This is a genomic window from Vibrio sp. A2-1 (assembly GCF_021728355.1).
Taxonomy (GTDB): Bacteria; Pseudomonadota; Gammaproteobacteria; order Enterobacterales; family Vibrionaceae; genus Vibrio; species Vibrio splendidus_K.
This window is the reverse complement of the sequence record NZ_JAKKCO010000005.1, coordinates 176,491-199,635: the sequence shown is the minus strand read 5'-3', so window position 1 is coordinate 199,635 and position 23,145 is coordinate 176,491. Positions and strand designations below refer to the sequence as shown.

General features: G+C 46.1%; 19 protein-coding genes. 9 read left to right on the top strand and 10 right to left on the bottom strand.

What is annotated here, in order from left to right:
- Positions 1-57: 57 nt before the first annotated feature.
- From glnG to glnA, 4 genes are all read right to left on the bottom strand, one after another.
- A complete protein-coding gene (glnG, locus tag L3V33_RS17440) occupies positions 58-1,461 on the bottom strand; it encodes a nitrogen regulation protein NR(I) (protein WP_017081697.1) in 1,404 nt (467 codons plus the stop codon).
- A gap of 122 nt (positions 1,462-1,583) precedes the next feature.
- Positions 1,584-2,660 (bottom strand): nitrogen regulation protein NR(II), encoded by a 1,077-nt coding sequence (gene glnL / locus L3V33_RS17435; protein WP_017079339.1) that lies wholly within the window; start codon positions 2,658-2,660, stop codon positions 1,584-1,586.
- Positions 2,661-2,828: 168 nt separating this feature from the next.
- Entirely contained in the window at positions 2,829-3,398 is a 570-nt protein-coding gene (locus tag L3V33_RS17430) for a DUF4124 domain-containing protein (protein WP_054547996.1), read from the bottom strand.
- Between the two features lie 226 nt (positions 3,399-3,624).
- Positions 3,625-5,034, bottom strand: a complete 1,410-nt coding sequence (gene glnA, locus L3V33_RS17425; protein WP_004735585.1) for a glutamate--ammonia ligase — start codon at positions 5,032-5,034, stop codon at positions 3,625-3,627.
- Between the two features lie 564 nt (positions 5,035-5,598).
- Between glnA and typA the strand changes: the two genes are divergently transcribed.
- The gene (gene typA / locus L3V33_RS17420) at positions 5,599-7,431 is read left to right on the top strand and encodes a translational GTPase TypA (RefSeq protein WP_004735586.1); all 1,833 of its coding nucleotides are present in this window, start codon (positions 5,599-5,601) and stop codon (positions 7,429-7,431) included.
- Between the two features lie 191 nt (positions 7,432-7,622).
- On the opposite strand, the gene L3V33_RS17415 is transcribed toward typA, so the two are convergent.
- Complete coding sequence (locus L3V33_RS17415; RefSeq protein WP_114634176.1) at positions 7,623-8,153, bottom strand: AAA family ATPase; 531 nt, start codon at positions 8,151-8,153, stop codon at positions 7,623-7,625.
- Between the two features lie 20 nt (positions 8,154-8,173).
- A complete protein-coding gene (locus tag L3V33_RS17410; protein ID WP_017079335.1) occupies positions 8,174-8,815 on the bottom strand; it encodes a DUF2959 domain-containing protein in 642 nt (213 codons plus the stop codon).
- A 42-nt stretch (positions 8,816-8,857) separates the two neighbouring features.
- Between L3V33_RS17410 and L3V33_RS17405 the strand changes: the two genes are divergently transcribed.
- The 3 genes from L3V33_RS17405 to L3V33_RS17395 are packed head-to-tail and all read left to right on the top strand — an operon-like array spanning position 8,858 to position 11,157.
- Positions 8,858-9,799 carry a virulence factor BrkB family protein gene (locus L3V33_RS17405; protein WP_054542072.1) on the top strand — a complete coding sequence of 314 codons (942 nt, stop codon included), beginning with the start codon at positions 8,858-8,860 and terminating at the stop codon, positions 9,797-9,799.
- A complete protein-coding gene (gene dtd / locus L3V33_RS17400; RefSeq protein ID WP_004735590.1) occupies positions 9,771-10,205 on the top strand; it encodes a D-aminoacyl-tRNA deacylase in 435 nt (144 codons plus the stop codon). Before L3V33_RS17405 ends, dtd begins: the two co-directional genes overlap by 29 nt.
- Before the next feature lie 16 nt (positions 10,206-10,221).
- Complete coding sequence (locus tag L3V33_RS17395) at positions 10,222-11,157, top strand: bifunctional GNAT family N-acetyltransferase/hotdog fold thioesterase (protein ID WP_004735591.1); 936 nt, start codon at positions 10,222-10,224, stop codon at positions 11,155-11,157.
- Between the two features lie 57 nt (positions 11,158-11,214).
- Here the strand turns inward: L3V33_RS17395 and L3V33_RS17390 are convergent, their stop codons facing one another.
- The 4 genes from L3V33_RS17390 to hslR form a co-directional block, all read right to left on the bottom strand.
- A complete protein-coding gene (locus L3V33_RS17390; protein WP_237290909.1) occupies positions 11,215-13,185 on the bottom strand; it encodes an AsmA family protein in 1,971 nt (656 codons plus the stop codon).
- A gap of 153 nt (positions 13,186-13,338) precedes the next feature.
- Positions 13,339-14,964 (bottom strand): phosphoenolpyruvate carboxykinase (ATP), encoded by a 1,626-nt coding sequence (pckA, locus tag L3V33_RS17385; RefSeq protein WP_017091441.1) that lies wholly within the window; start codon positions 14,962-14,964, stop codon positions 13,339-13,341.
- Between the two features lie 337 nt (positions 14,965-15,301).
- Positions 15,302-16,195, bottom strand: a complete 894-nt coding sequence (gene hslO / locus L3V33_RS17380) for an Hsp33 family molecular chaperone HslO (RefSeq protein WP_108194016.1) — start codon at positions 16,193-16,195, stop codon at positions 15,302-15,304.
- A gap of 18 nt (positions 16,196-16,213) precedes the next feature.
- Entirely contained in the window at positions 16,214-16,600 is a 387-nt protein-coding gene (gene hslR / locus L3V33_RS17375; protein WP_237290908.1) for a ribosome-associated heat shock protein Hsp15, read from the bottom strand.
- Positions 16,601-16,916: 316 nt separating this feature from the next.
- Here hslR and gspC point away from each other — a divergent pair, with 316 nt between their 5' ends.
- From gspC to gspG, 5 genes are all read left to right on the top strand, one after another.
- On the top strand, positions 16,917-17,813 hold the full coding sequence (gene gspC, locus L3V33_RS17370) for a type II secretion system protein GspC (RefSeq protein WP_237290929.1): 897 nt from the start codon (positions 16,917-16,919) through the stop codon (positions 17,811-17,813).
- A gap of 41 nt (positions 17,814-17,854) precedes the next feature.
- Positions 17,855-19,879, top strand: a complete 2,025-nt coding sequence (gspD, locus tag L3V33_RS17365; RefSeq protein WP_171312282.1) for a type II secretion system secretin GspD — start codon at positions 17,855-17,857, stop codon at positions 19,877-19,879.
- Positions 19,879-21,381, top strand: a complete 1,503-nt coding sequence (gene gspE, locus L3V33_RS17360; protein ID WP_054547992.1) for a type II secretion system ATPase GspE — start codon at positions 19,879-19,881, stop codon at positions 21,379-21,381. Before gspD ends, gspE begins: the two co-directional genes overlap by 1 nt.
- A gap of 1 nt (position 21,382) precedes the next feature.
- Positions 21,383-22,603: a type II secretion system inner membrane protein GspF gene (gene gspF / locus L3V33_RS17355; RefSeq protein WP_065207358.1), complete on the top strand. Its 1,221-nt coding sequence runs from the start codon at positions 21,383-21,385 to the stop codon at positions 22,601-22,603.
- Between the two features lie 88 nt (positions 22,604-22,691).
- On the top strand, positions 22,692-23,135 hold the full coding sequence (gspG, locus tag L3V33_RS17350; protein ID WP_004735601.1) for a type II secretion system major pseudopilin GspG: 444 nt from the start codon (positions 22,692-22,694) through the stop codon (positions 23,133-23,135).
- Positions 23,136-23,145 lie beyond the last annotated feature (10 nt).

Below are 23,145 nucleotides of genomic sequence, written 5' to 3'. Positions count from 1 at the left end.
TCAAACCAAGCGACCCTTTTTTGGTTAAAAAGTCGCTGTATCGAAAGTCATATCTGGTCAGTACAGTTCTTTGAGTTTACGGGTTAGGGTGTTTCTTCCCCAACCTAAAACCTTGGCTGCATCCTGTTTATGACCATTGGTATGGTTGAGTGCAGCCTCTAGCAGTATACGTTCAAACTCTGGCAGAGCATAAGTTAGTAGCTCTTTTTCTCCGGAATCAAGCGCACACTTTGCCCAATTAGCGAGCAGTTGTTGCCAGTTATCTCCAGTCCCTGAGGTCGTCACCACTTTTTCTTCCAACAGTTCTGGAGGCAAGTCTGAAGGGAGTATTTCACTGCCGCTTGCCATGACTGTGAGCCAACGACAGATGTTCTCAAGCTGACGTACGTTACCCGGCCAATTTAGCTGATTGAGCTTCATGATGGTCTCTGAGTGCAGTGTCTTCACTTCTACACCAAGCTCTTCAGCGGCTGATGCTAGGAAGTGGTGAGTCAGTTTTTCAATGTCCTGTTTACGTTCGCGCAGTGCCGGAATATGGATTCGGATAACGTTCAGTCGATGGAAAAGGTCTTCACGGAAACCACCGTCATGCACCAAGCGCTCAAGATCTTGGTGGGTTGCTGCAACGATACGAACATCAACCTTAACCGCAGAATGCCCACCGACACGATAAAATTGACCATCAGAAAGCACGCGCAGTAGCCGAGTCTGAATATCGAGTGGCATATCGCCTATTTCATCAAGAAACAGAGTGCCGCCGTTGGCTTGTTCGAATCGTCCTTGGCGAACACTGTTAGCGCCAGTAAAGGCGCCTTTCTCGTGGCCAAACAGCTCTGATTCGATCAAGTCTTTAGGGATTGCCGCCATGTTTAATGCAATGAATGGCTTTTTAGCTCTTGGGCTGTGACGATGCAGAGCGTGCGCGACTAATTCTTTACCAGTACCAGATTCACCATTAATAAGAACCGAAATGGATGAACGAGACAAACGGCCAATAGCTCGGAAAACTTCCTGCATTGCCGGTGCTTCACCGATGATTTCTGGTGCGTTGGTCTCTTCGGCTACTTCGCTGGCTTGTTCTCGCTTTTGCTCTTGGCTGTGTGCGATGGCTCGCTCTACTAGAGTCAGTGTCTCATCAATATCAAACGGCTTAGGTAGATACTCAAAAGCCCCTTTTTGATAAGCATTCACCGCTGCATCGAGGTCTGAGTGCGCGGTCATAATGATCACTGGCAGGTCGGGAGAGCGCTGGTGAACTTGGTGTAACAGCTCAATCCCGTCAATGCCAGGCATGCGAATGTCGGACACCAAAACGTCTGGTGTTTCGCGTTCAAGAGCAAGCAATACGCTCTCAGCATCAGCAAATGTTTCACACTTTATATCCGCAGATGACAGCGTCTTTTCTACGACCCAGCGTATAGAACTGTCGTCATCGACGACCCAAACGTATCCCTTACTCATAATTCAATTCCTTTGCAGCCAATTCTATTGTGATAATCATTGTTGTTTTTATGATGTCTTTAATCTTTGTGTTACCGAGTTAAGCCTTTCATCTCGCTGTCCAATCGCGAGGTTCTGTTGACCTAAATGGGTAGGTAAATCGTGAATGTGGTGTTACCCGGCCAGCTCTCAACATCAATTTTTCCATTGTGCTGATCGATCAGGTTTTGAGAAATCGACAGTCCCAGCCCTGTGCCACCCTCTCGTCCGCTGACCATTGGGTAAAACAGCGTGTCTTTTAAATCATCGGGGATGCCGGGGCCGTTATCGCTTATCTCAATGCGCGCTGCGAGTTTGTGTCGCTGCCCATGAATATTGGCTTGGTGCACCGTTCTGGTGCGAATGGTGATTTTCCCTGATTCTTGGGCCTTTAAAATCTGCGCCGCGTTACTCACGATATTGAGCATCGCTTGTTCAACTTGTGCTGAATCCATCAGAATGTCCGGTAAGCTCGGGTCGTAATCTCGTTCGATGGCGAGCGTTGAACCCGACTCGAGTTCTACGAGCTGCCTGACTTTCTCAAGTATCTGGTGTAGGTTCTCTTCTGACTTGGTCCCCGGTTTTTGAGGGCCAAGCAGGCGATCGACTAACGCTCTTAGGCGGTCGGCTTGCTCAATAATGATCTGCGTATATTCATTAAGAGACTGATCAGGAAGCATTTTACCAAGTAACTGCGCCGCACCTCTTAAGCCACCGAGTGGGTTCTTAATCTCATGTGCTAACCCGCGCACCAACAGCTTAGCTGCTTGTTGTTGTGCGTGTTGGTTGAGCTCTTGGCTGAGGCGTCTTTGCTGGTCTATCTTGCGCATCTCAACCAATAACAGCGTCTCTCGTTGCCAAGAGATTGGGCTAACCGTGACTTCAAGCATCAGTGGGCGGTTATCAACAACGAAGGTAACGTCACTGTCGGTAATGCTCTGGCCACTTTGTAGCGGTTGCGTCAGAAGCGCCAAATCCAGTGAGGCGTGTTGGATGAGTTGGCTCAATGGGTGATCGACGATGCGTCGCGCGCTTTGTGAAAAGAGTTGTTCAGCCGCAGGGTTGGCGTATCGGACATACAGTTGCTCATCGAGCATCAATGTTGAGGTCACCATATTGTCGAGAATGGCGCTGGAAAGATGATGTGTATCTATGCTGTCGCTTTTGGCTGATCGATTCACTATTTCGTCCTTGAACTGGTGTTTTTCTCACTGCACCAAATTGGTGCGTAGCTAAGTTCAAGTATGGCGCATATCAACCAGAAGCTAAAGATAATTCATTAGAGTCGCTGAAAGCTGCTTCGATTAGGTGAAAAGTAGAGGTAATTCAGTCTCTTTTAACACATTGGCCTACTTGAGCGTCGCTCGATGTAAATACACGGTGACTGGACTAGTAGATGCAATAAGCTTGCCGCTTCTATGTGCTTGAATTGCAATGGTGTGAGTACCTCGATCGATACCTTTCAGTTCCCAATTCGGTTGGGTTTGTGGGGCGCCATAGCGACGACCATCGAGCATCAATTGCAACTGTTCTCCAATACCAAGCTTGCGGCTAAGTTCTATTTGAATAGGGATTAAGCCGCGGTTGCTACGGATGGTTTGGTCATGAACGGGAGTCAGCATGATGAGGGCTAGTTGAGCTGGCGCCTCACGTTTCGTGCTTTCTGTTTTTTCCTGATCCTGAGCTGGCATTGCCGTTTTAGTTGTAGATGAAGCAGCAGCGTCAACGGGAGTCGAGGCTTCAAATTTAGGTGCGGGTGCTGACGCTTGCACATCCGGTAGGCGAAGAGATTTGGCATCTTGAGCGCTAGGGTTATCACTAAAGTGGAGAACACCATCCTCATCCACCCAGGTATACACCGTTTGAGCAGAGCACGAGATCGCGACTGTTAACCCGATCAGGAACAGTATATTTTTCATATCTTTAGCCTCTTTTCACCGCTAGGTGATTTCACGTTTGGCGTTGGTTTTGTTATTGATTTTATTGTATTTATAGCAGCAGCCTCTGAGGGCTTTTGTCTAAGGTATGGTACGAGGAAGCAGGGGGAGGGAGTATATAAAAAAGGCCCGCCTGCGAGGCGAGCCTAATATTTAGTCAGCGATTCTTACAAGGTTGCAGTAAGAAATGGCTTATCTCTACAGGAGATTAAACTGAGTAGTACAGTTCAAACTCAAGTGGGTGTGTTGCCATGTTCACGCGTTGTACGTCGTCAGATTTCAGTGTGATGTAAGAATCAATGAAATCGTCAGAGAATACGCCGCCAGCTGTTAGGAACTCACGATCGTCGTCTAGCGCTTTAAGTGCTACTTCTAGAGATTCAGCAACGGTTGGGATTTCAGCCGCTTCTTCTGCTGGAAGGTCGTATAGATCTTTATCCATAGCTTCGCCTGGGTGGATCTTGTTCTTGATACCGTCAAGGCCAGCCATCAGCATTGCTGAGTAACATAGGTATGGGTTCGCTGCTGGGTCACCAAAACGTAGCTCGATACGACGTGCTTTCGGGCTTGGTACTACTGGGATACGGATAGACGCAGAACGGTTACGTGCTGAATAAGCAAGCATTACCGGAGCTTCAAAACCAGGTACAAGACGCTTGTACGAGTTCGTTGATGGGTTAGCAAATGCGTTTATTGCACGAGCGTGCTTGATTACACCACCGATGTAGTAAAGTGCCATTTCAGATAGGCCGCCGTACTTATCACCAGCAAACAGGTTAACGCCGTCTTTTGCTAGAGATTGGTGAACGTGCATACCAGAACCGTTGTCACCAACTAGTGGCTTAGGCATGAATGTCGCTGTTTTACCAAATGCGTGAGCAACGTTGTGCACAACGTACTTGTAGATTTGAGTCTCATCCGCTTTTGTTGTTAGCGTGTTGAAGCGAGTTGCGATTTCGTTTTGACCCGCAGTTGCTACTTCGTGGTGGTGAGCTTCAACTACTAGGCCCATCTCTTCCATTACTAGACACATTGCTGAACGGATGTCTTGAGATGAATCTACAGGAGCTACTGGGAAGTAACCGCCTTTAACGCCAGGACGGTGACCTTTGTTACCGCCTTCGATATCAGAACCTGTGTTCCAAGCTGCTTCTACATCATCAATCTTGAAGAAAGAACCAGACATGTCGTTTGAGAACTTAACGTCATCGAATAGGAAGAATTCTGGCTCTGGACCAACTAGAACTGTGTCTGCGATACCCGTAGAACGTAGGTATTCTTCAGAACGCTTAGCGATAGAGCGTGGGTCACGGTCGTAGCCTTGCATTGTTGCAGGCTCAAGGATGTCACAACGGATGTTTAACGTTGCATCTTCTGTGAATGGGTCCAGTACAGCTGAAGCTGCGTCTGGCATCATTACCATGTCAGATTCGTTAATGCCTTTCCAACCAGCTACTGAAGAGCCGTCAAACATTTTACCTTCTTCGAAGAAGTCTGCATCAACTTGGTGAGAAGGAATAGAGATGTGCTGCTCTTTACCTTTTGTATCAGTAAAACGTAAGTCGATAAATTTAACTTCGTTCTCTTGGATCAGGGATAGTACATTTTCTACTGACATCTTGGATAACCTCCAGTGTTATTAATTCGGTATTAGCTCGATTCGGTTGAAACTAGCATTGATTAATGTCTATAAGTGCATTAATCGATGCTGATTTATCTATAGCCAAAAACGTGCCAAAAAAATTATTCCATTAATTTCAATGATTTACTTGTTTTCTTGTTTCATTAATTCTGGTTTTTGCACCAAAATGATCTTCTAATGCACCTTGTTGGTGCAATTGCTTATCTGTGCACCAATATGAAACATAAGCGAGCACCATTCAGCAATGAATTGCCTAAGTTGTCAATCCACTTTTGTTATTTTGCCGGAGATTTGGCTGTCCATCTTGCGGCGGATGCTTTTTTAGAATCCTACGAATTAGACTGTTAGATACTGTATTGAATCAAAGTTAAGCGGATATGAATCGCTAATAAAGAAAAAAGCCTTGGTTGAGATCACATATTTCTGGGTTTTTGTCTAAAATCTGGTATATTATTGACCGTTTTTTAAATCAAGCTAGCGGTTATTATCCAAACTTTTGAGATAATTGACGGCTACCTTTTATGAGTGAATCGAGAATCCATGTCTACTCCACAGATTGATAAGTTAAGAAATATCGCGATCATCGCGCACGTTGACCACGGTAAAACGACTTTGGTTGATAAACTACTACAACAGTCAGGCACTCTTGAGTCTCGTGGTGAAGCTGAAGAGCGTGTCATGGATTCGAATGACATCGAAAAAGAGCGTGGCATTACAATCCTTGCTAAGAACACAGCAATTGACTGGAATGATTACCGTATCAACATCGTAGATACCCCTGGACACGCGGACTTCGGTGGTGAAGTTGAACGTATCATGTCTATGGTTGATTCAGTTCTTCTGATCGTTGATGCAGTTGATGGCCCAATGCCTCAAACTCGTTTCGTAACGCAAAAAGCTTTCGCACACGGCCTTAAGCCAATCGTTGTTATCAACAAGATTGACCGTCCTGGAGCTCGTCCTGATTGGGTTATGGACCAAGTATTTGACTTGTTCGACAACCTAGGCGCGACTGATGAGCAACTAGACTTTACTGTTGTTTACGCTTCAGCTCTAAACGGTTGGGCAACAATGGAAGAAGGCGAAGTTGGCACAGACATGGAACCATTGTTCCAAGCTGTTGTTGATACAGTAGAAGCACCTGCAGTTGACCTTGAAGGTCCACTACAAATGCAAATTTCGCAACTTGATTACAGCTCTTACGTAGGTGTTATCGGTGTTGCTCGTGTTACTCGTGGTTCTGTTAAGCCAAACCAACAAGTAACTATCGTGAATGCTGAAGGCAAAAAACGTAACGGTAAAGTAGGTACTGTACTTGGTTACCTAGGTCTTGAGCGTCACGAAGTAGAACAAGCTAATGCTGGCGACATCATTGCAATCACAGGTCTTGGTGAACTGAAAATTTCAGACACTATCTGTGACGTAAACAATGTTGAAGCAATGGAACCACTGTCTGTTGATGAACCAACAGTAACAATGACTTTCCAAGTAAACACTTCTCCGTTCGCGGGTAAAGAAGGTAAGTTTGTAACTTCACGTAACATCCTTGAGCGTCTTGAAAAAGAATTGGTTCATAACGTTGCACTACGTGTTGAAGAAACTGAAAGTCCAGACCGTTTCCGCGTATCAGGCCGTGGTGAGCTTCACCTTTCTATCCTGATCGAAAACATGCGTCGTGAAGGTTTCGAGCTAGCAGTATCTCGTCCAGAAGTAATCATCAAAGAAGAAGATGGTCAGAAAATGGAACCGTTCGAAACGGTTACTATCGATGTAGTTGAAGAGCACCAAGGTGCGATCATGGAAAGCATCGGTCTACGTAAGGGTGAGCTAACAGATATGGCACCAGATGGTAAAGGCCGTGTTCGCATGGACTTCATGATGCCTTCTCGTGGTCTTATCGGTTTCCAAACTGAATTTCTTACAATGACGTCTGGTTCTGGTCTTATCTACCACTCGTTCGATCACTACGGTCCTTACAAAGGCGGTATCATTGGTCAGCGTAACAACGGTGTTCTAATTTCGAACGCAACGGGTAAAGCACTGACTTACGCATTGTTCTTCCTTCAAGCTCGTGGTCGTCTATTCACAGAGCACGCTGATGAAGTTTATGAAGGTCAAGTAATCGGTATTCACAACCGTTCAAACGACCTGACAGTAAACTGTCTGAAAGGTAAGCAACTAACGAACGTTCGTGCATCTGGTACTGATGAAGCACAAGTTCTTTCTCCACCGATCAAGCACACTCTAGAGCAAGCTCTTGAGTTTATCGATGAAGATGAACTAGTAGAAGTAACGCCACTAAACGTACGTATCCGTAAGAAACTTCTTACTGAAAACGACCGTAAGCGTGCAGCACGTCCAGCTAAGGCTTAATTGCCAGCTGACTAGCTTCTAGCTATCAAGCAATACGTTTTAGAATAAGTAAGAAAGCCCCGAGTAGCCTAGCTACACGGGGTTTTTGTTTTATGTGGTGTTGGAGTAGATACGGGTAAACGAGATGAGAGATACAAAGAGCGTTCAAGTCTTCGTCATCCTCAAGAGGGAGGAACGACTGAGTTGGGGATCTAGCTTTTGATACCTAGTTGACTTTGAACAAATAGAGCCCGCTCTTCGACTGACATAAATGGCACCTCGACCACCTCATACCCAAGCTCTTGATAGACTCTGACCAACGCGTGGTGAATCTCTAATGCCTCTTCAAGCGGATAAGGCCTAACATCATCTTGTACGTAAATAGATGCCTCAGGGCGACAGAACAAGGCTTGTGAGTGGTAGCCTTGGCTAGCTTCTCGGTAGATTTTGTCAATCTCAAGGTTCGCCTGAGTTAAGTAACCGCAGATATCTGGAATGGCGCGATCGAGAAACGCAACTGGATGCTGGTTGGCCTGTTCCTTTTGCTCATTCATGACAGTGAGACACAGGCGAGCAAAGCCCGGTAGGTCTAACCAAGGTAAGATACCGTTCTCAAGTTGGCTCTGCTGTTCAATTAACTGTCGAGAAGATTCCGCGAAGGTTGGGTAACCCATGTCACCCAAGGCATTGATCAGTGTTGTCTTCCCGGCTCCGGGGCCGCCAGTAATAATGATAGGTTGCATCGTGTTCTTTATCTGTAGCGCTACTTCTGGTTCAGTTGAGCTAGGAACTTATCCGATTCTGCTATTGCAGCATTCATCTGTTCTATCGCGTAGGCGATGTCTTTTTCTAAGCTCATAAATTCGCCCTGCAACGAACCGACAGCACTCGCATTGAGGTTGTGTTTGAGATAAAGCGTATTGTCGCGAAGGGTGTTGAGTACCGGGTCCATTTTCTTCTCAGCGCGTTTCATTGCTGAAAGCATGGTCTTGTAAGACGATTGGGTTTCTCGCAGTTTTTGTTCACTCGAACGGCGCAGTGAAGCACTGGTGTAGAGGTCTAACTCGCTCTGCCACTCTGCAAACAGCGCATCTGACACGTCTTCAATCGCAGCAATGCGATCACTGACATTTTGTGCGGCTTTCTCGCTGTCTTGGTATTTATCGTTGATTTGGTTGTACATGTCTTCAAGGTCGCCGCCACTGAAGTTCGTCAGGCTACTCAAGGCTTCAAGTGCGCTAGTAAACTCTTCCTGAGCATCCTGCTGCGACTCTTTAGCGTCTTCCACTCTATCGACCATAATGTCACGCTTGTGGTAACCCACTTGCTCCATGGCGGAGTAATAAGCGGACTGGCATCCAGTAAGAGTAAAAATAGAGAGGACTATAACTATTAAATAAGGCATCCTAGTTTCCTATAGTTAAATAAAGGAATATTAATTAGGACTATGAACGAGTTACCAGGGAGTTACAAGTTGAAGATAAAAAACGCAGTCACAGGAAGCATCCAGTTTTCCCGCTATCTTTTGGCGCGAATGACGCACGATAGGGTCAATGTGAATGCGGGTTACTTGGCGTACATTACTTTGCTCTCGATCGTACCGATGTTGACGGTTTTGCTCTCTATCTTATCGTCATTTTCAGTTTTTGCTGATGTTGGCCTAGTGATTCAAAACTTCGTTATTACCAACTTTGTTCCAGCATCTGGAGATGCGGTGCATGGTGCTCTACTAGAGTTCGTGGCCAATACCGGCAAGATGACGGCGGTGGGCAGTGTGTTCTTATTCATTGCGGCATTGATGCTGATCTCCAACATCGATAAGAATCTTAACTACATCTGGCGAGTAACAGAAAAGCGTCGGGCCGTGTTGTCCTTTTCAATGTATTGGATGGTGCTAACGCTTGGACCTATTTTGATTGGGGCGAGTATTGCTGCAACGTCGTATGTGACATCATTGAACTTGTTACAAAACGAAGTCGTGTCGAGTGCCTTTAATACCGTGATTCGCAAGCTCCCTTTGATTACCTCATTCTTTGCGTTTTTCGGTCTGTACCTGTTGGTTCCCAACAAAAAGATACACTTTTCTCATGCGGCAGCGGGCTCTCTGGTTGCGGCTCTGTTGTTCGAACTCAGTAAGAAAGGCTTTGCGGCTTACATTACTCAATTCCCCTCTTACCAGTTGATTTATGGCGCATTAGCGGCGATTCCCATTCTTTTTGTCTGGGTGTATTTGTGCTGGTTGATTGTGTTGGTGGGTGCCGAGGTGACGGCCGCGTTGGGCGAGCAGGAACAGTGGAGTGACTCGCAAGAAATGGTACACTCGTCGGATAAAGACAAAATCACAGAGCAAGGAAACAACAGTGATAGCACTGATCCAGAGAGTAAGTGAAGCTGCCGTCCGTGTTGATGGCGAAGTAGTGGGTGAGATTGAGCAAGGCTTATTGGTTCTGTTAGGCGTAGAAAAAGGTGATGACGAAGCCAAAGCCAAACGTTTGATGGAACGAGTGACCACTTATCGTGTCTTTGGAGATGAAGACGATAAAATGAATCTCAATGTAAAGCAGGTAGAAGGTAAGGTATTAGTGGTTTCTCAATTCACTCTGCCAGCTGATACTAAGAAAGGCACACGAGCAGGATTTTCTCGCGGTGCTCACCCAGAAGATGCAGAGCGTCTTTACAACTATTTCTCTGACCAGTGTGAATCAGTGTTACCAACGGAACGTGGCCGATTTGCAGCCGACATGAAAGTGTCTTTGGTTAATGATGGCCCAGTAACATTCTGGCTGCAGGTTTAGGCTTAAAGGAATAAGCATGTTTAAACTCATAACACCGACCACCGAAAATCAACTGAACAAGTATTACCATTTTCGCTGGCAGATGCTCCGTGAACCTTGGCGAATGCCGGTAGGTTCAGAGCGCGATGAATACGATGCCATGAGTCACCATCGCATGATTGTCGATGGTCGAGGTCGCCCGATGGCGATTGGTCGTCTCTATATCACCCCAGATCTAGAGGGGCAGATTCGCTATATGGCGGTGAAGAAATCTCGCCAGAGTAAAGGCATGGGCTCACTTATCTTGGTTGCGCTAGAGTCACTGGCACGTCAAGAAGGGGCGAAGCGTTTGGTGTGTAATGCACGCGAAGATGCGATCTCATTCTATGAGAAGAATGAGTTTGAACGTCGTGGTGAAATTAATGATCAACGCGGCCCTGTGCGTCACCAACAGATGGTGAAACCTCTTGACCCAATGGCTGATGTACTGCGCAAACCAGAATGGTGTAATGAGCTTCAGCAGCGTTGGGAAAATCAGATCCCGATCAGTGACAAAATGGGCATCAAGATTAACCAATACACGGGTTATCAGTTTGAGTGTAGCGCTCAGTTGAATCCCAACCTTAACCCTCATAACACCATGTTTGCTGGCTCAGCTTTTACCTTGGCGACTCTAACGGGTTGGGGAATGACTTGGCTACTGATGAAAGAACGTGGGCTGACCGGTGATATCGTACTGGCAGACAGTAATATTCGTTATCGTCACCCAGTCGAGCAAAACCCAGTCGCATCTACGTCATTGGATGGGATCAGTGGCGATTTAGATCGCCTCGCGTCGGGCAGAAAAGCTCGCATCATCATTCATGTGACCATTAACAGTGGCGATGTGGAAGCAGTCGAGTTTACGGGAACCTATATGCTGATCCCTGACTACAAAAAGCGATTATCAACAGACTCCAACGTAAGCGTATAGCTGACACTGGCTAACAGATACAGATACAGATACAGATACAGATAAAGATAGAAGGCGCTACTCCTGTGGAGTGGCGCTTTTTTGTTGGCAGTCGTTAATCTCGGAATACTCTGCTTGGGTGAGCTTTCCTGATATTTGGTGGCATTGATCCGATAAGGAAATAGAGAGAGTGTGTTGCTCGATCTTAAGCAAATCGAGCTCTCCAGAGACATCACCGTTGAGTGTTTGAACTCTTTGTGTACCTTGCTCTGCTGCGGACGCACCAATAATGTGCATTGGTTCAAGAGTGAAGCGACCACGGTCAAAATTCGCATTAAGCTCTGGGATTTCAAACACGTTATCAGTCGAGGCTTCAGAAAGCTTATCGTTAAAGGTCATCACACCTTGGCGAACACTGCCAGTGAGTTGCCCTGTGGTTGAATAACCGAACATCAAGGAATCGCCATACAAGCCTGCGGCTTGAAGTTCAAATTCACCATAGCCGGTTGCATCAAGCGGTAATTCGAGTTGCTGCAGCATGGGTGCTATGGGTAACCCATCGGCAGAGATATCTAAGCTCCATGGCTTACTGATTTGGTTGAAGTCGAGTGTCGCGTTGGCTTCAATATAGCCGTGCTTTAGTGGCATAAACAGGCGTGTCAGCGTCCATTTTCCTTGTTCGCTATTCATTTCAACTACGGGTTGAACACTGACAATATTTTGATAGCTTGCATCGTTGGCGCTAACCATCAACTTGCCTTGCCACAGCCCTAACTTTCTCTGTTGCAGCAGCTGAACCTGATGTCCTTCTACATGCAGCCCTGAGACCTGCCAGTAGGGTTTGGTTGCGAGTTGGATAAGTTGGCTACGTTCTATATTAAGTCTGTCAATAGAGGCTTGCTGAAGCTGTGTCAGCCAAGGCAATAGGCGAGCGGATGGTAGAACTTTATTTTTGCTTTCCGTAATCCACTTTATGCCTTGCAGGTCGAGCTGCGCTAATTGAATGCTGTTAGGGGTTACTTCGCCATTAAGTTGAATACTGCCTTGTAAGAATTGAGTATAGAAATCTTCAATCAGAATCTGGTTCGGATCTAAATTGAGCTTGATACTTGGCTCTATGAACATGTCATCATCAATGGTCACTCCCTCTGCTTGCAGAGAGAAAATGGCCTTCTGTTGCTTCCACAGCTCAAAAGGCAGTTGGATATTTTCTAGTGACGCATCAAAAGCGGTTAAGTGGCCATCTTGCCATTCCACGTCGCTGCGCAGAATATCTAAGCTATTGATGTGATTGATCTGAATACCTGCTATATCCCACTCTTTGCTTAGTAGGCTTTGGGTCTGTTTCTGATTGAGTCGTAAGCGATCGACGGTCACATTCACCAACGACCAATCTTGCTGATACTGCTCTGCTTGTCCTGAAATCTTGGCACCGCGCCAGTCAAATGAAGCGCCATAAAGCGTGCTATTGCTAGGTTTTAAGTCTAGGTCAAACAACAGGTTATCGAAGGCTTCTCCTTGCCAATACAGCTGCGTGGCTGAGAGTTGGATTTTGCCATAAGGCAGTAATGCGTTGTTGTCATCCCACGTTGGCTCGGAGATCTGGAGGTCGATGCCTCGCGCATTAAAGTCTGGGGTCGAAAAGTCGAGATTATTGATGGCTAGCTGATGGAGCTTGATGTTTGGTTGGGTGAATAACGGCGTGAATGTCTCTAGATCGCTTACCTCCAACTGTAGGCCACTGATCAAGACGGAGTCCAAGACCAGTTTAGCTTCTGTAATCGAGCTGGGACTGAACCAAAGATCGATCTTGTCGATATAGAGAGGTTTTTGTTTATCAGGTTGGCTTTGGGTAATGCCCATCAAGGTGATGTGATAAGGCGCCTGATACTCAACGTCTTCAATGAGTACAGGTTGTTCAAGCGTATGCTTGATAAAAAAGTTAGCAACATCCGATCGGTATTGAGTTTGTAGGCTTAATAACAACGCTGCGATAGTCGCAACGATGATGGCCACCACAATGCCAATCACCATGAATACCTTTTTCATTCCCTGAAAGCCTTAAATTTCAATAGTCTCAAAACAGAGTGGAACAAAAAGGGGCAAGCAGCAACAAAAAAGCCCCTCAAAAGAGGGGCTTGCTACAAAAATATCACTTTAAATTGGGCGTTCGCTTTTGGCTTGGCCCGAGCAGATGTTGGGTTAGTCTAGTTGAGGACCTGCCGCAACCAGTGACTTACCTTCAGCATTGTCTGTGTACTTATCAAAGTTGTTGATGAAGCGCTCTGCTAGATCTTTCGCTTTGCTTTCCCATTGTAGTGGGTCAGTGTAAGTATCACGTGGGTCAAGAATCGCTGGGTCAACATCGTGCAACGCTAGCGGTACTTCTAGGTTAAACATAGGGATAACCTTAGTTTCAGCTTGGTCGATTGAGCCATCTAGGATAGCGTCGATGATGCCACGAGTATCTTGGATTGAGATACGTTTACCTGTGCCATTCCAACCTGTGTTCACTAGGTAAGCTTCAGCGCCAGCTGCTTCCATACGCTTCACAAGCACTTCAGCGTACTGAGTTGGGTGAAGAGTTAAGAATGCTGCACCAAATGCCGCAGAGAACGTTGGTGTTGGTTCAGTAATACCGCGCTCTGTACCTGCTAGCTTAGCTGTGAAGCCAGATAGGAAGTGGTACTTAGTTTGCTCCGGAGTCAGCTTAGATACTGGTGGTAGCACACCAAACGCATCCGCTGTTAGGAAGATAACTTTTTGAGCGTGACCTGCTTTTGATACTGGCTTAACAATGTTGTCGATGTGGTGAATCGGGTAAGAAACACGAGTGTTCTCTGTTTTTGAACCGTCATCGAAATCGATAGAACCATCACCACGAACCGTTACGTTTTCTAGCAGAGCATCGCGACGGATTGCATTGTAGATTTCTGGTTCTGCTTCTTTAGATAGACGAATCGTCTTCGCGTAACAACCGCCTTCGAAGTTGAAGATACCATCGTCATCCCAACCGTGCTCATCATCACCGATTAGCTCACGCTTAGGATCGGTTGATAGGGTTGTTTTACCTGTACCAGACAGGCCGAAGAAGATGGCTACATCGCCTTTCTCGCCAACGTTTGCACTACAGTGCATTGAAGCAATGCCTTGCAGAGGAAGCAGGTAGTTCATCATTGCGAACATGCCTTTCTTCATCTCACCGCCGTACCAAGTACCACCGATGATTTGAACGCGCTCTGTTAGGTTGAAAGCAACGAAGTTCTCAGAGTTTAGACCCTGTTTTTCCCAGTTAGGGTTAGTTGTTTTAGCACCGTTCATTACCACGAAATCAGGTTCGAACGTTGCTAGCTCTTCGTCAGTTGGACGAATGAACATGTTCTTAACGAAGTGCGCTTGCCACGCTACTTCAGTGATAATACGCACACTTAAACGCGTATCTGGGTTAGCACCACAATAACCGTCGATGACAAACAGGCGCTTGCCAGATAGCTGAGTTGTCACAAGCTCTTTCAGCTCACTCCAAACTTCAGTTGTAATCGGTTTGTTGTCATTTTTGCCTTGATCTGACCACCACATGGTATCGCGCGTAGTGTCATCTTTAACAATGTACTTATCTTTTGGTGAGCGGCCAGTAAAGATACCAGTGTCAACCGCAACAGAGCCTAGTTCCGTTACTACGCCTTTTTCGTAGCCTTCCAAACCTGGCAGTGTCTCTTCAACGAATAACTGCTCGTAGCTAGGATTACGAAGAACTTCAGTAACGCCAGTCAGTCCGTGCTTAGTTAGATCAATTTGTGCAGCCTTAGTATGTTCCATAACGGTCATAGGTGCTCCTTGTAGGATATTTTGTAGGGATTTTGTATTAATTTTTTATTGTTATCTGCTCACCATGCTAGCAACGAGACTCTGGGGAAACAGGGATACAGCTCAAAAAGTATCCATATTAATCTTGGGGTTTTAAGCGTCTCGTCACATATTGGCCTAACTAGTCTATCCTGTACGCAAACCTTTGCGCTAGGGGCGAGAACATTATTAATTGATTAAAATTAAGCGGTGATTTTATTACGAGATGTTACGGAGTTTGCGCTATTTTGATCACAAAAAAGGCCAGCTTAGTGCTGACCTTTTTGGGGTAAATTACGTGTTTTTGGCACGCTGTAAATTAATGAACCGTATTGTCGCCTTTATCTGCTGCTTCTGCGTACAGTGCATCAACGTCGCCCTTATCGAACGAGTAGTTTGTGCCACAGTAATCACAGTGAAGAGCAACACTACCTTCCGTACTCAGGATGTCGTAGATCTCCTCTTGAGCAACGGTAATGATAGCGGCACCACTGCGTTCACGAGAACAACCACAGAAGAACTCGACAGGTTGAGGGGTAAATACCTGAACCTTCTCTTGGTTATATAGGCGGTATAACAAATCATTTGCTTCTAGAGAGAATAGCTCTTCGTTTTTAACCGTGTCAGTTAACTGCTCTAGGTGCTCGAAGTCATCTGGCGTGCCGGTGCCGTCTGGCATAACCTGCAGTAACATACCTGCAGCGTGTGCTTTGCCTTCATGTTCACCCGTACGTAGCCACAGACGAGTCTTAAGCTGCTCTGAGTTAGCAAAGTAACCTTCAAGAACGTCAGCAAGTGTTTCGCCTTCAAGACCAACGATACCTTGGTAACGCTCACCTTTTTTAGGATCGATAGTGATCACTAGGTGGCCTTTACCTATAAGGTCGTGCAGGCCAGCGTCGTCAGCAATATCACCGTCAAAGCGCGCAACACCACGAATCTTCTGATCGTTATCGCCATTAATAACAGCTAGAGTTACTGGGCCATCACCTTGCAGTTGCATCGTGATAGAGCCTTCAAACTTTAGGGTCGCCGTTAGCAGCGTCGTTGAAACCAGTAGCTCACCCAACAGCTTTTGTACTGGCGCTGGGTATTCCTTGCTAGAAATAATCTGTTGGTACGCTTCGTCCATCTGTACCAATTCACCACGTACTGATAGGTCTTCAAATAGGTAGCGATTTAAAACATTACTTGTAGACATTGGGTCTGCCATTTGGCTATTCCTTCTAGCTTATTGAGTCTTGAACTTGATGATGTCACGACGTTGCTTTTTATCTGGACGACGTTCTGGTGCTGGGCTATGAGCATTTAGCTTGCGTTGTTGTGCAAACTCTTCTCTTTTTACCAAGCTTTCGGTGGTTTCTTCATAGAGGGTTTGAGCGACTGGCGCTCCGCCGCGGTGTGCGGATATTTTCTCTATGGTGACCGTCTTTTCTTCATTCCCTTGGCGCAGGGTAATCACTGCCCCAAGTTCTACGATTTTGCTGGGTTTGCTGCGCTGACCATTATAGTGGACTTTACCACCATCGACCATGTTGCGAGCAATTGAACGAGTTTTATAAAAGCGTGCTGCCCACAACCATTTATCGAGTCTGACAGCTTCATTAGTCGTTTTCATATAGGACAGTGCCTTTTCAGTTAGAATGAATGCGGTTTAACTGTTATTCACAGCATGCAACTTATGTTGTTTGATGACGCTTATCACACTTAGTAGAAGCTTATGTGGAGGCGATTGGCTTTTTTTTCAAGGAAGATTACAAAATAGCTCAGGTAATGCCGATTTATAGATTTGCTATGATATAGTTCAGGATCTTATGCTTTCAATAAGCAGGAACAGAATGTATGAACAAAAAAGCTGATAGTTTAGTAGGTTACAGCTTTATTCGTTATAGAAAGGGTTAGGGAACGTGAACTTTTTAGAGCTCAAACTTCGCATGGATAACTCTCCGGTGCTGAGCCGATTTTTAGAGAATGGATTTTTACTCCAGCAGAAACTGAGCCTTGTTCTTTGTTGTGTGTTGATCGCAGCTTCCGCATGGATTTTAGGACAGCTTGCATGGTTTATTGAACCTGCTGAGCAAACTGTCGTGCCATGGGCAGCAACGGTTTCATCGTCTTCAACGCCTCAATCGACTCTTGATATCTCTTCTTTGCAGCAGAGCAACATGTTTGGTGCTTATAACCCAACCACGCCTGCTGTGGTTGAGCAGCAAGTTATCCAAGATGCGCCAAAGACGCGACTGAACCTCGTTTTAGTGGGTGCAGTAGCCAGTTCTAATCCAAAACTGAGCTTGGCGGTGATTGCCAATCGCGGCACACAAGCGACCTACGGAATTAACGAAGAGATTGAAGGCACTAGAGCTAAGCTCAAGGCCGTATTGGTCGATCGTGTGATCATCGATAACTCTGGGCGAGACGAAACCCTGATGCTTGAAGGTATTGAGTACAAGCGTTTGTCTGTATCAGCGCCTGCGCCACCTCGTACCTCTTCTTCTGTGCGTGGCAACAACCCAGCTTCTGCAGAAGAGAAGCTAGATGAAATTAAAGCGAAGATAATGAAAGATCCGCAACAAATCTTCCAATATGTTCGACTGTCTCAGGTGAAACGCGACGATAAAGTAATTGGTTATCGCGTGAGCCCTGGCAAAGATTCAGAACTTTTTAACTCTGTTGGGCTCCAAAACGGAGATATTGCCACTCAGTTAAATGGACAAGACCTGACAGACCCAGCCGCTATGGGCAACATATTCCGTTCTATCTCAGAGCTGACAGAGCTAAACCTCGTCGTCGAGAGAGATGGTCAACAACATGAAGTGTTTATTGAATTTTAAAACTTTGCGTCTAACGAAGGACGAAAGTGTAGGAGAAGTACGTGAAGCATTGGTTTAAGAAAAGTGCATGGTTATTGGCAGGAAGCTTAATCTGCACACCCGCAGCCATCGCGAGTGATTTTAGTGCCAGCTTTAAAGGCACTGATATTCAAGAGTTTATTAATATTGTTGGTCGTAACCTAGAGAAGACGATCATCGTTGACCCTTCGGTGCGCGGAAAAATCGATGTACGCAGCTACGACGTACTCAATGAAGAGCAATATTACAGCTTCTTCCTAAACGTATTGGAAGTGTATGGCTACGCGGTTGTCGAAATGGACTCAGGTGTTCTTAAGATCATCAAAGCCAAGGATTCGAAAACATCAGCAATTCCAGTCGTTGGAGACAGTGACACGATCAAAGGCGACAACGTGGTGACACGTGTTGTGACGGTTCGTAATGTTTCAGTACGTGAACTTTCTCCTCTGCTTCGTCAACTAAACGACAATGCAGGCGCGGGTAACGTTGTGCATTACGACCCAGCCAACATCATCCTTATTACGGGCCGAGCGGCGGTAGTAAACCGTTTAGCTGAAATCATCAAGCGCGTTGACCAAGCGGGTGATAAAGAGATTGAAGTCGTTGAGCTAAAGAATGCCTCTGCGGCAGAAATGGTACGTATTGTTGATGCGTTAAGCAAAACCACAGATGCTAAAAACACACCTGCCTTCCTACAACCTAAATTAGTTGCTGATGAGCGTACCAATGCGATTCTTATTTCAGGCGACCCTAAAGTACGTAGCCGTTTAAGAAGGCTGATTGAACAGCTTGATGTTGAAATGGCGACCAAAGGCAACAACCAAGTTATTTACCTTAAATACGCAAAAGCAGAAGACTTAGTCGATGTACTTAAAGGCGTGTCGGACAACCTGCAATCAGAAAAGCAATCTTCAACCAAAGGCAGCTCATCGCAACGCAACCAAGTCATGATCTCCGCTCACAGCGATACCAACTCTCTGGTTATTACCGCTCAGCCGGACATTATGAACGCGCTGCAGGATGTGATCGCACAGTTGGATATTCGTCGTGCTCAAGTCTTGATTGAAGCTCTGATTGTTGAAATGGCTGAAGGCGACGGCGTTAATCTTGGTGTGCAATGGGGTAACCTAGAAACGGGTGCCATGATTCAGTACAGCAACACTGGTGCATCGATTGGCGGCGTAATGGTTGGTTTGGAAGAAGCAAAAGATAGTGAGGAAACCACAACCATAACAGATGATAATGGTAATGTGACTGGTTTTAATACCGTTACGAAAGAAGGTGACTACTCAACTTTAGCTTCTGCTCTTTCTGGCGTGAACGGCGCAGCCATGAGTGTGGTCATGGGTGATTGGACAGCGCTAATCAGTGCGGTAGCTACCGACTCAAACTCAAACATCCTATCTTCTCCAAGTATCACCGTGATGGATAACGGCGAGGCTTCATTCATTGTGGGTGAAGAGGTGCCTGTTTTAACTGGCTCGACCGCAGGTTCAAGCAACGACAACCCATTCCAAACGGTTGAACGTAAAGAAGTGGGTATCAAGCTGAAAGTGGTGCCACAAATCAATGAAGGTGACTCGGTTCAGCTACAAATAGAACAAGAAGTATCGAACGTATTAGGTGCAAACGGTGCTGTGGATGTTCGTTTTGCTAAGCGTCAACTGAATACATCGGTCATTGTTCAAGATGGTCAAATGCTGGTGCTGGGTGGTCTGATTGACGAGCGAGCATTGGAAAGTGAATCTAAGGTGCCGTTCTTGGGTGATATCCCTTTCCTAGGCCACCTGTTCAAATCCACCAGTACTCAGGTTGAGAAAAAGAATTTAATGGTCTTCATCAAGCCAACCATCATTCGTGATGGTATGACAGCCGATGGTATCACGCAGCGTAAATACAATTTCATCCGTGCGGAGCAACTGTATAAGGCTGAGCAAGGGCTGAAATTATTGGCCGACGATAATATCCCAGTATTGCCTAAATTTGGTGCGGAGATGAATCACCCGGCTGAAATTCAAGCCTTCATCAATCAAATGGAACAAGAATAATGGCTGAATTGGTAGGGGCGGCACGTACTTATCAGCGCTTGCCGTTTAGCTTTGCGAATCGCTATAAGATGGTGTTGGAGTATCAACATCCAGAGCGCGCACCGATACTTTATTATGTTGAGCCACTGAAATCGGCGGCGATCATTGAAGTGAGTCGTGTTGTGAAAAATGGTTTCACGCCACAAGCGATTACTCTCGATGAGTTTGATAAAAAACTGACCGATGCTTATCAGCGTGACTCGTCAGAAGCTCGTCAGCTAATGGAAGACATTGGTGCTGATAGTGATGATTTCTTCTCACTAGCGGAAGAGCTGCCTCAAGACGAAGACTTACTTGAATCAGAAGATGATGCACCAATCATCAAGTTAATCAATGCGATGCTGGGTGAGGCGATCAAAGAGGGTGCTTCGGATATTCATATCGAAACCTTTGAGAAGTCGTTGTCGATTCGTTTCCGTGTTGATGGTGTGCTGCGTGATGTTTTAGCGCCAAGCCGTAAACTGGCTCCGTTATTGGTTTCGCGTGTCAAGGTTATGGCTAAATTGGATATTGCGGAAAAACGTGTGCCACAAGATGGTCGTATTTCTCTGCGTATTGGTGGCCGAGCGGTTGATGTTCGTGTTTCAACCATGCCTTCTTCGCACGGTGAGCGTGTGGTAATGCGTCTGTTGGACAAAAACGCCACTCGTCTAGACTTGCACAGTTTAGGTATGACAGCAGAAAACCATGAAAACTTCCGTAAGCTGATTCAGCGCCCACACGGCATTATCTTGGTGACCGGCCCGACAGGTTCAGGTAAATCGACGACCTTGTACGCTGGTCTACAAGAACTCAACAGTAATGAACGAAACATTTTAACCGTTGAAGACCCAATCGAATTCGATATCGATGGCATTGGCCAAACGCAGGTGAACCCTAAGGTTGATATGACCTTTGCGCGTGGTTTACGTGCCATTCTTCGTCAAGATCCTGATGTGGTTATGATTGGTGAGATACGTGATTTGGAGACCGCTGAGATCGCTGTTCAAGCTTCTTTAACGGGTCACTTAGTTATGTCGACCCTTCACACCAATACAGCAATCGGTGCGATCACGCGTCTACGTGATATGGGCATTGAACCTTTCTTAATCTCTTCTTCGCTGCTGGGTGTTTTGGCTCAGCGCTTGGTTCGTACTTTATGTAACGAATGTAAAGAACCTTATGAAGCCGATAAAGAGCAGAAGAAACTGTTTGGGTTGAAGAAGAAAGAAAGCCTGACGCTTTACCATGCCAAAGGTTGTGAAGAGTGTGGCCATAAGGGATACAGAGGCCGTACTGGTATTCATGAGCTGCTGATGATTGATGACTCAGTACAAGAGTTGATTCACAGTGAAGCGGGTGAACAGGCGATTGAAAAAGCAATTCGTGGCACAACACCAAGTATTCGAGATGATGGCTTGAGCAAAGTTCTGAAAGGGGTAACGTCCCTAGAAGAAGTGATGCGTGTGACCAAGGAAGTCTAGTATGGCGGCATTTGAATACAAAGCACTGGATGCCAAAGGCAAAAGTAAAAAAGGCTCAATTGAAGCAGATAATGCTCGTCAGGCTCGCCAAAGAATCAAAGAACTTGGCTTGATGCCGGTTGAGATGACCGAGGCTAAGGCAAAGACAGCAAAAGGTGCTCAGCCATCGACCAGCTTTAAACGCGGCATCAGCACGCCTGATCTTGCGCTTATTACTCGTCAAATATCAACGCTCGTTCAATCTGGTATGCCGTTGGAAGAGTGCTTGAAAGCCGTTGCCGAACAGTCTGAGAAACCTCGTATTCGCACCATGCTACTCGCGGTGAGATCTAAGGTGACTGAAGGTTATTCGTTAGCAGATAGCTTGTCTGATTATCCCCATATCTTCGATGAGCTATTCAGAGCCATGGTTGCTGCTGGTGAGAAGTCAGGGCACTTAGATGCGGTACTCGAACGACTGGCTGATTACGCTGAGAATCGTCAAAAAATGCGCTCTAAGCTGCTGCAAGCGATGATCTACCCAATCGTGCTGGTGGTGTTTGCGGTGACGATTGTGTCGTTCTTACTGGCAACGGTAGTGCCTAAAATCGTTGAGCCTATTATCCAAATGGGACAAGAACTTCCTCAGTCGACACAATTTTTATTAGCATCGAGTGAATTTATCCAGAATTGGGGCATCCAATTACTGGTGTTGACCATTGGTGTGATTGTATTGATTAAGACTGCGCTGAAAAAGCCGGGCGTTCGCATGAGCTGGGATCGCAAATTATTGAGCATCCCGTTGATCGGCAAGATAGCGAAAGGGATCAATACCTCTCGTTTTGCACGAACACTCTCTATCTGTACCTCGAGTGCGATTCCTATCCTTGAAGGGATGAAGGTCGCGGTAGATGTGATGTCGAATCATCACGTGAAACAACAAGTATTACAGGCATCAGATAGCGTTAGAGAAGGGGCAAGCCTGCGTAAAGCGCTTGATCAAACCAAACTCTTTCCCCCGATGATGCTGCATATGATCGCCAGTGGTGAGCAGAGCGGCCAGTTGGAGCAGATGCTGACAAGAGCGGCTGATAACCAAGACCAAAGTTTTGAGTCGACCGTAAACATCGCCTTAGGCATTTTTACCCCAGCCCTTATCGCCTTGATGGCAGGCTTAGTGCTGTTCATTGTGATGGCGACGCTGATGCCGATGCTTGAAATGAATAATTTGATGAGCGGTTAATCAGTCGCTCATAGGACGTTAGTTTTTGGATTATCGAGACGAAGGACATCATTACCTTCAACTCGCTGTCTGTAATTTGGAGAAAATAATGAAAAATAAAATGAAAAAACAGTCAGGCTTTACCCTATTAGAAGTCATGGTTGTTGTCGTTATCCTTGGTGTTTTAGCAAGTTTTGTTGTGCCTAACCTGTTGGGCAATAAAGAGAAGGCGGATCAACAAAAAGCCATCACTGATATCGTGGCGCTAGAGAACGCGCTCGACATGTACAAACTGGATAACAGCGTTTACCCAACAACGGATCAAGGCCTTGACGGGTTGGTGACAAAGCCAAGCAGCCCAGAGCCTCGTAATTACCGAGACGGCGGTTACATCAAGCGTCTACCTAACGACCCATGGGGCAATGAGTACCAATACCTAAGTCCTGGCGATAACGGCACAATTGATATCTTCACTCTTGGCGCAGATGGTCAAGAAGGTGGTGAAGGTATTGCTGCGGATATCGGCAACTGGAACATGCAGGACTTCCAATAAGCTTCGGCTT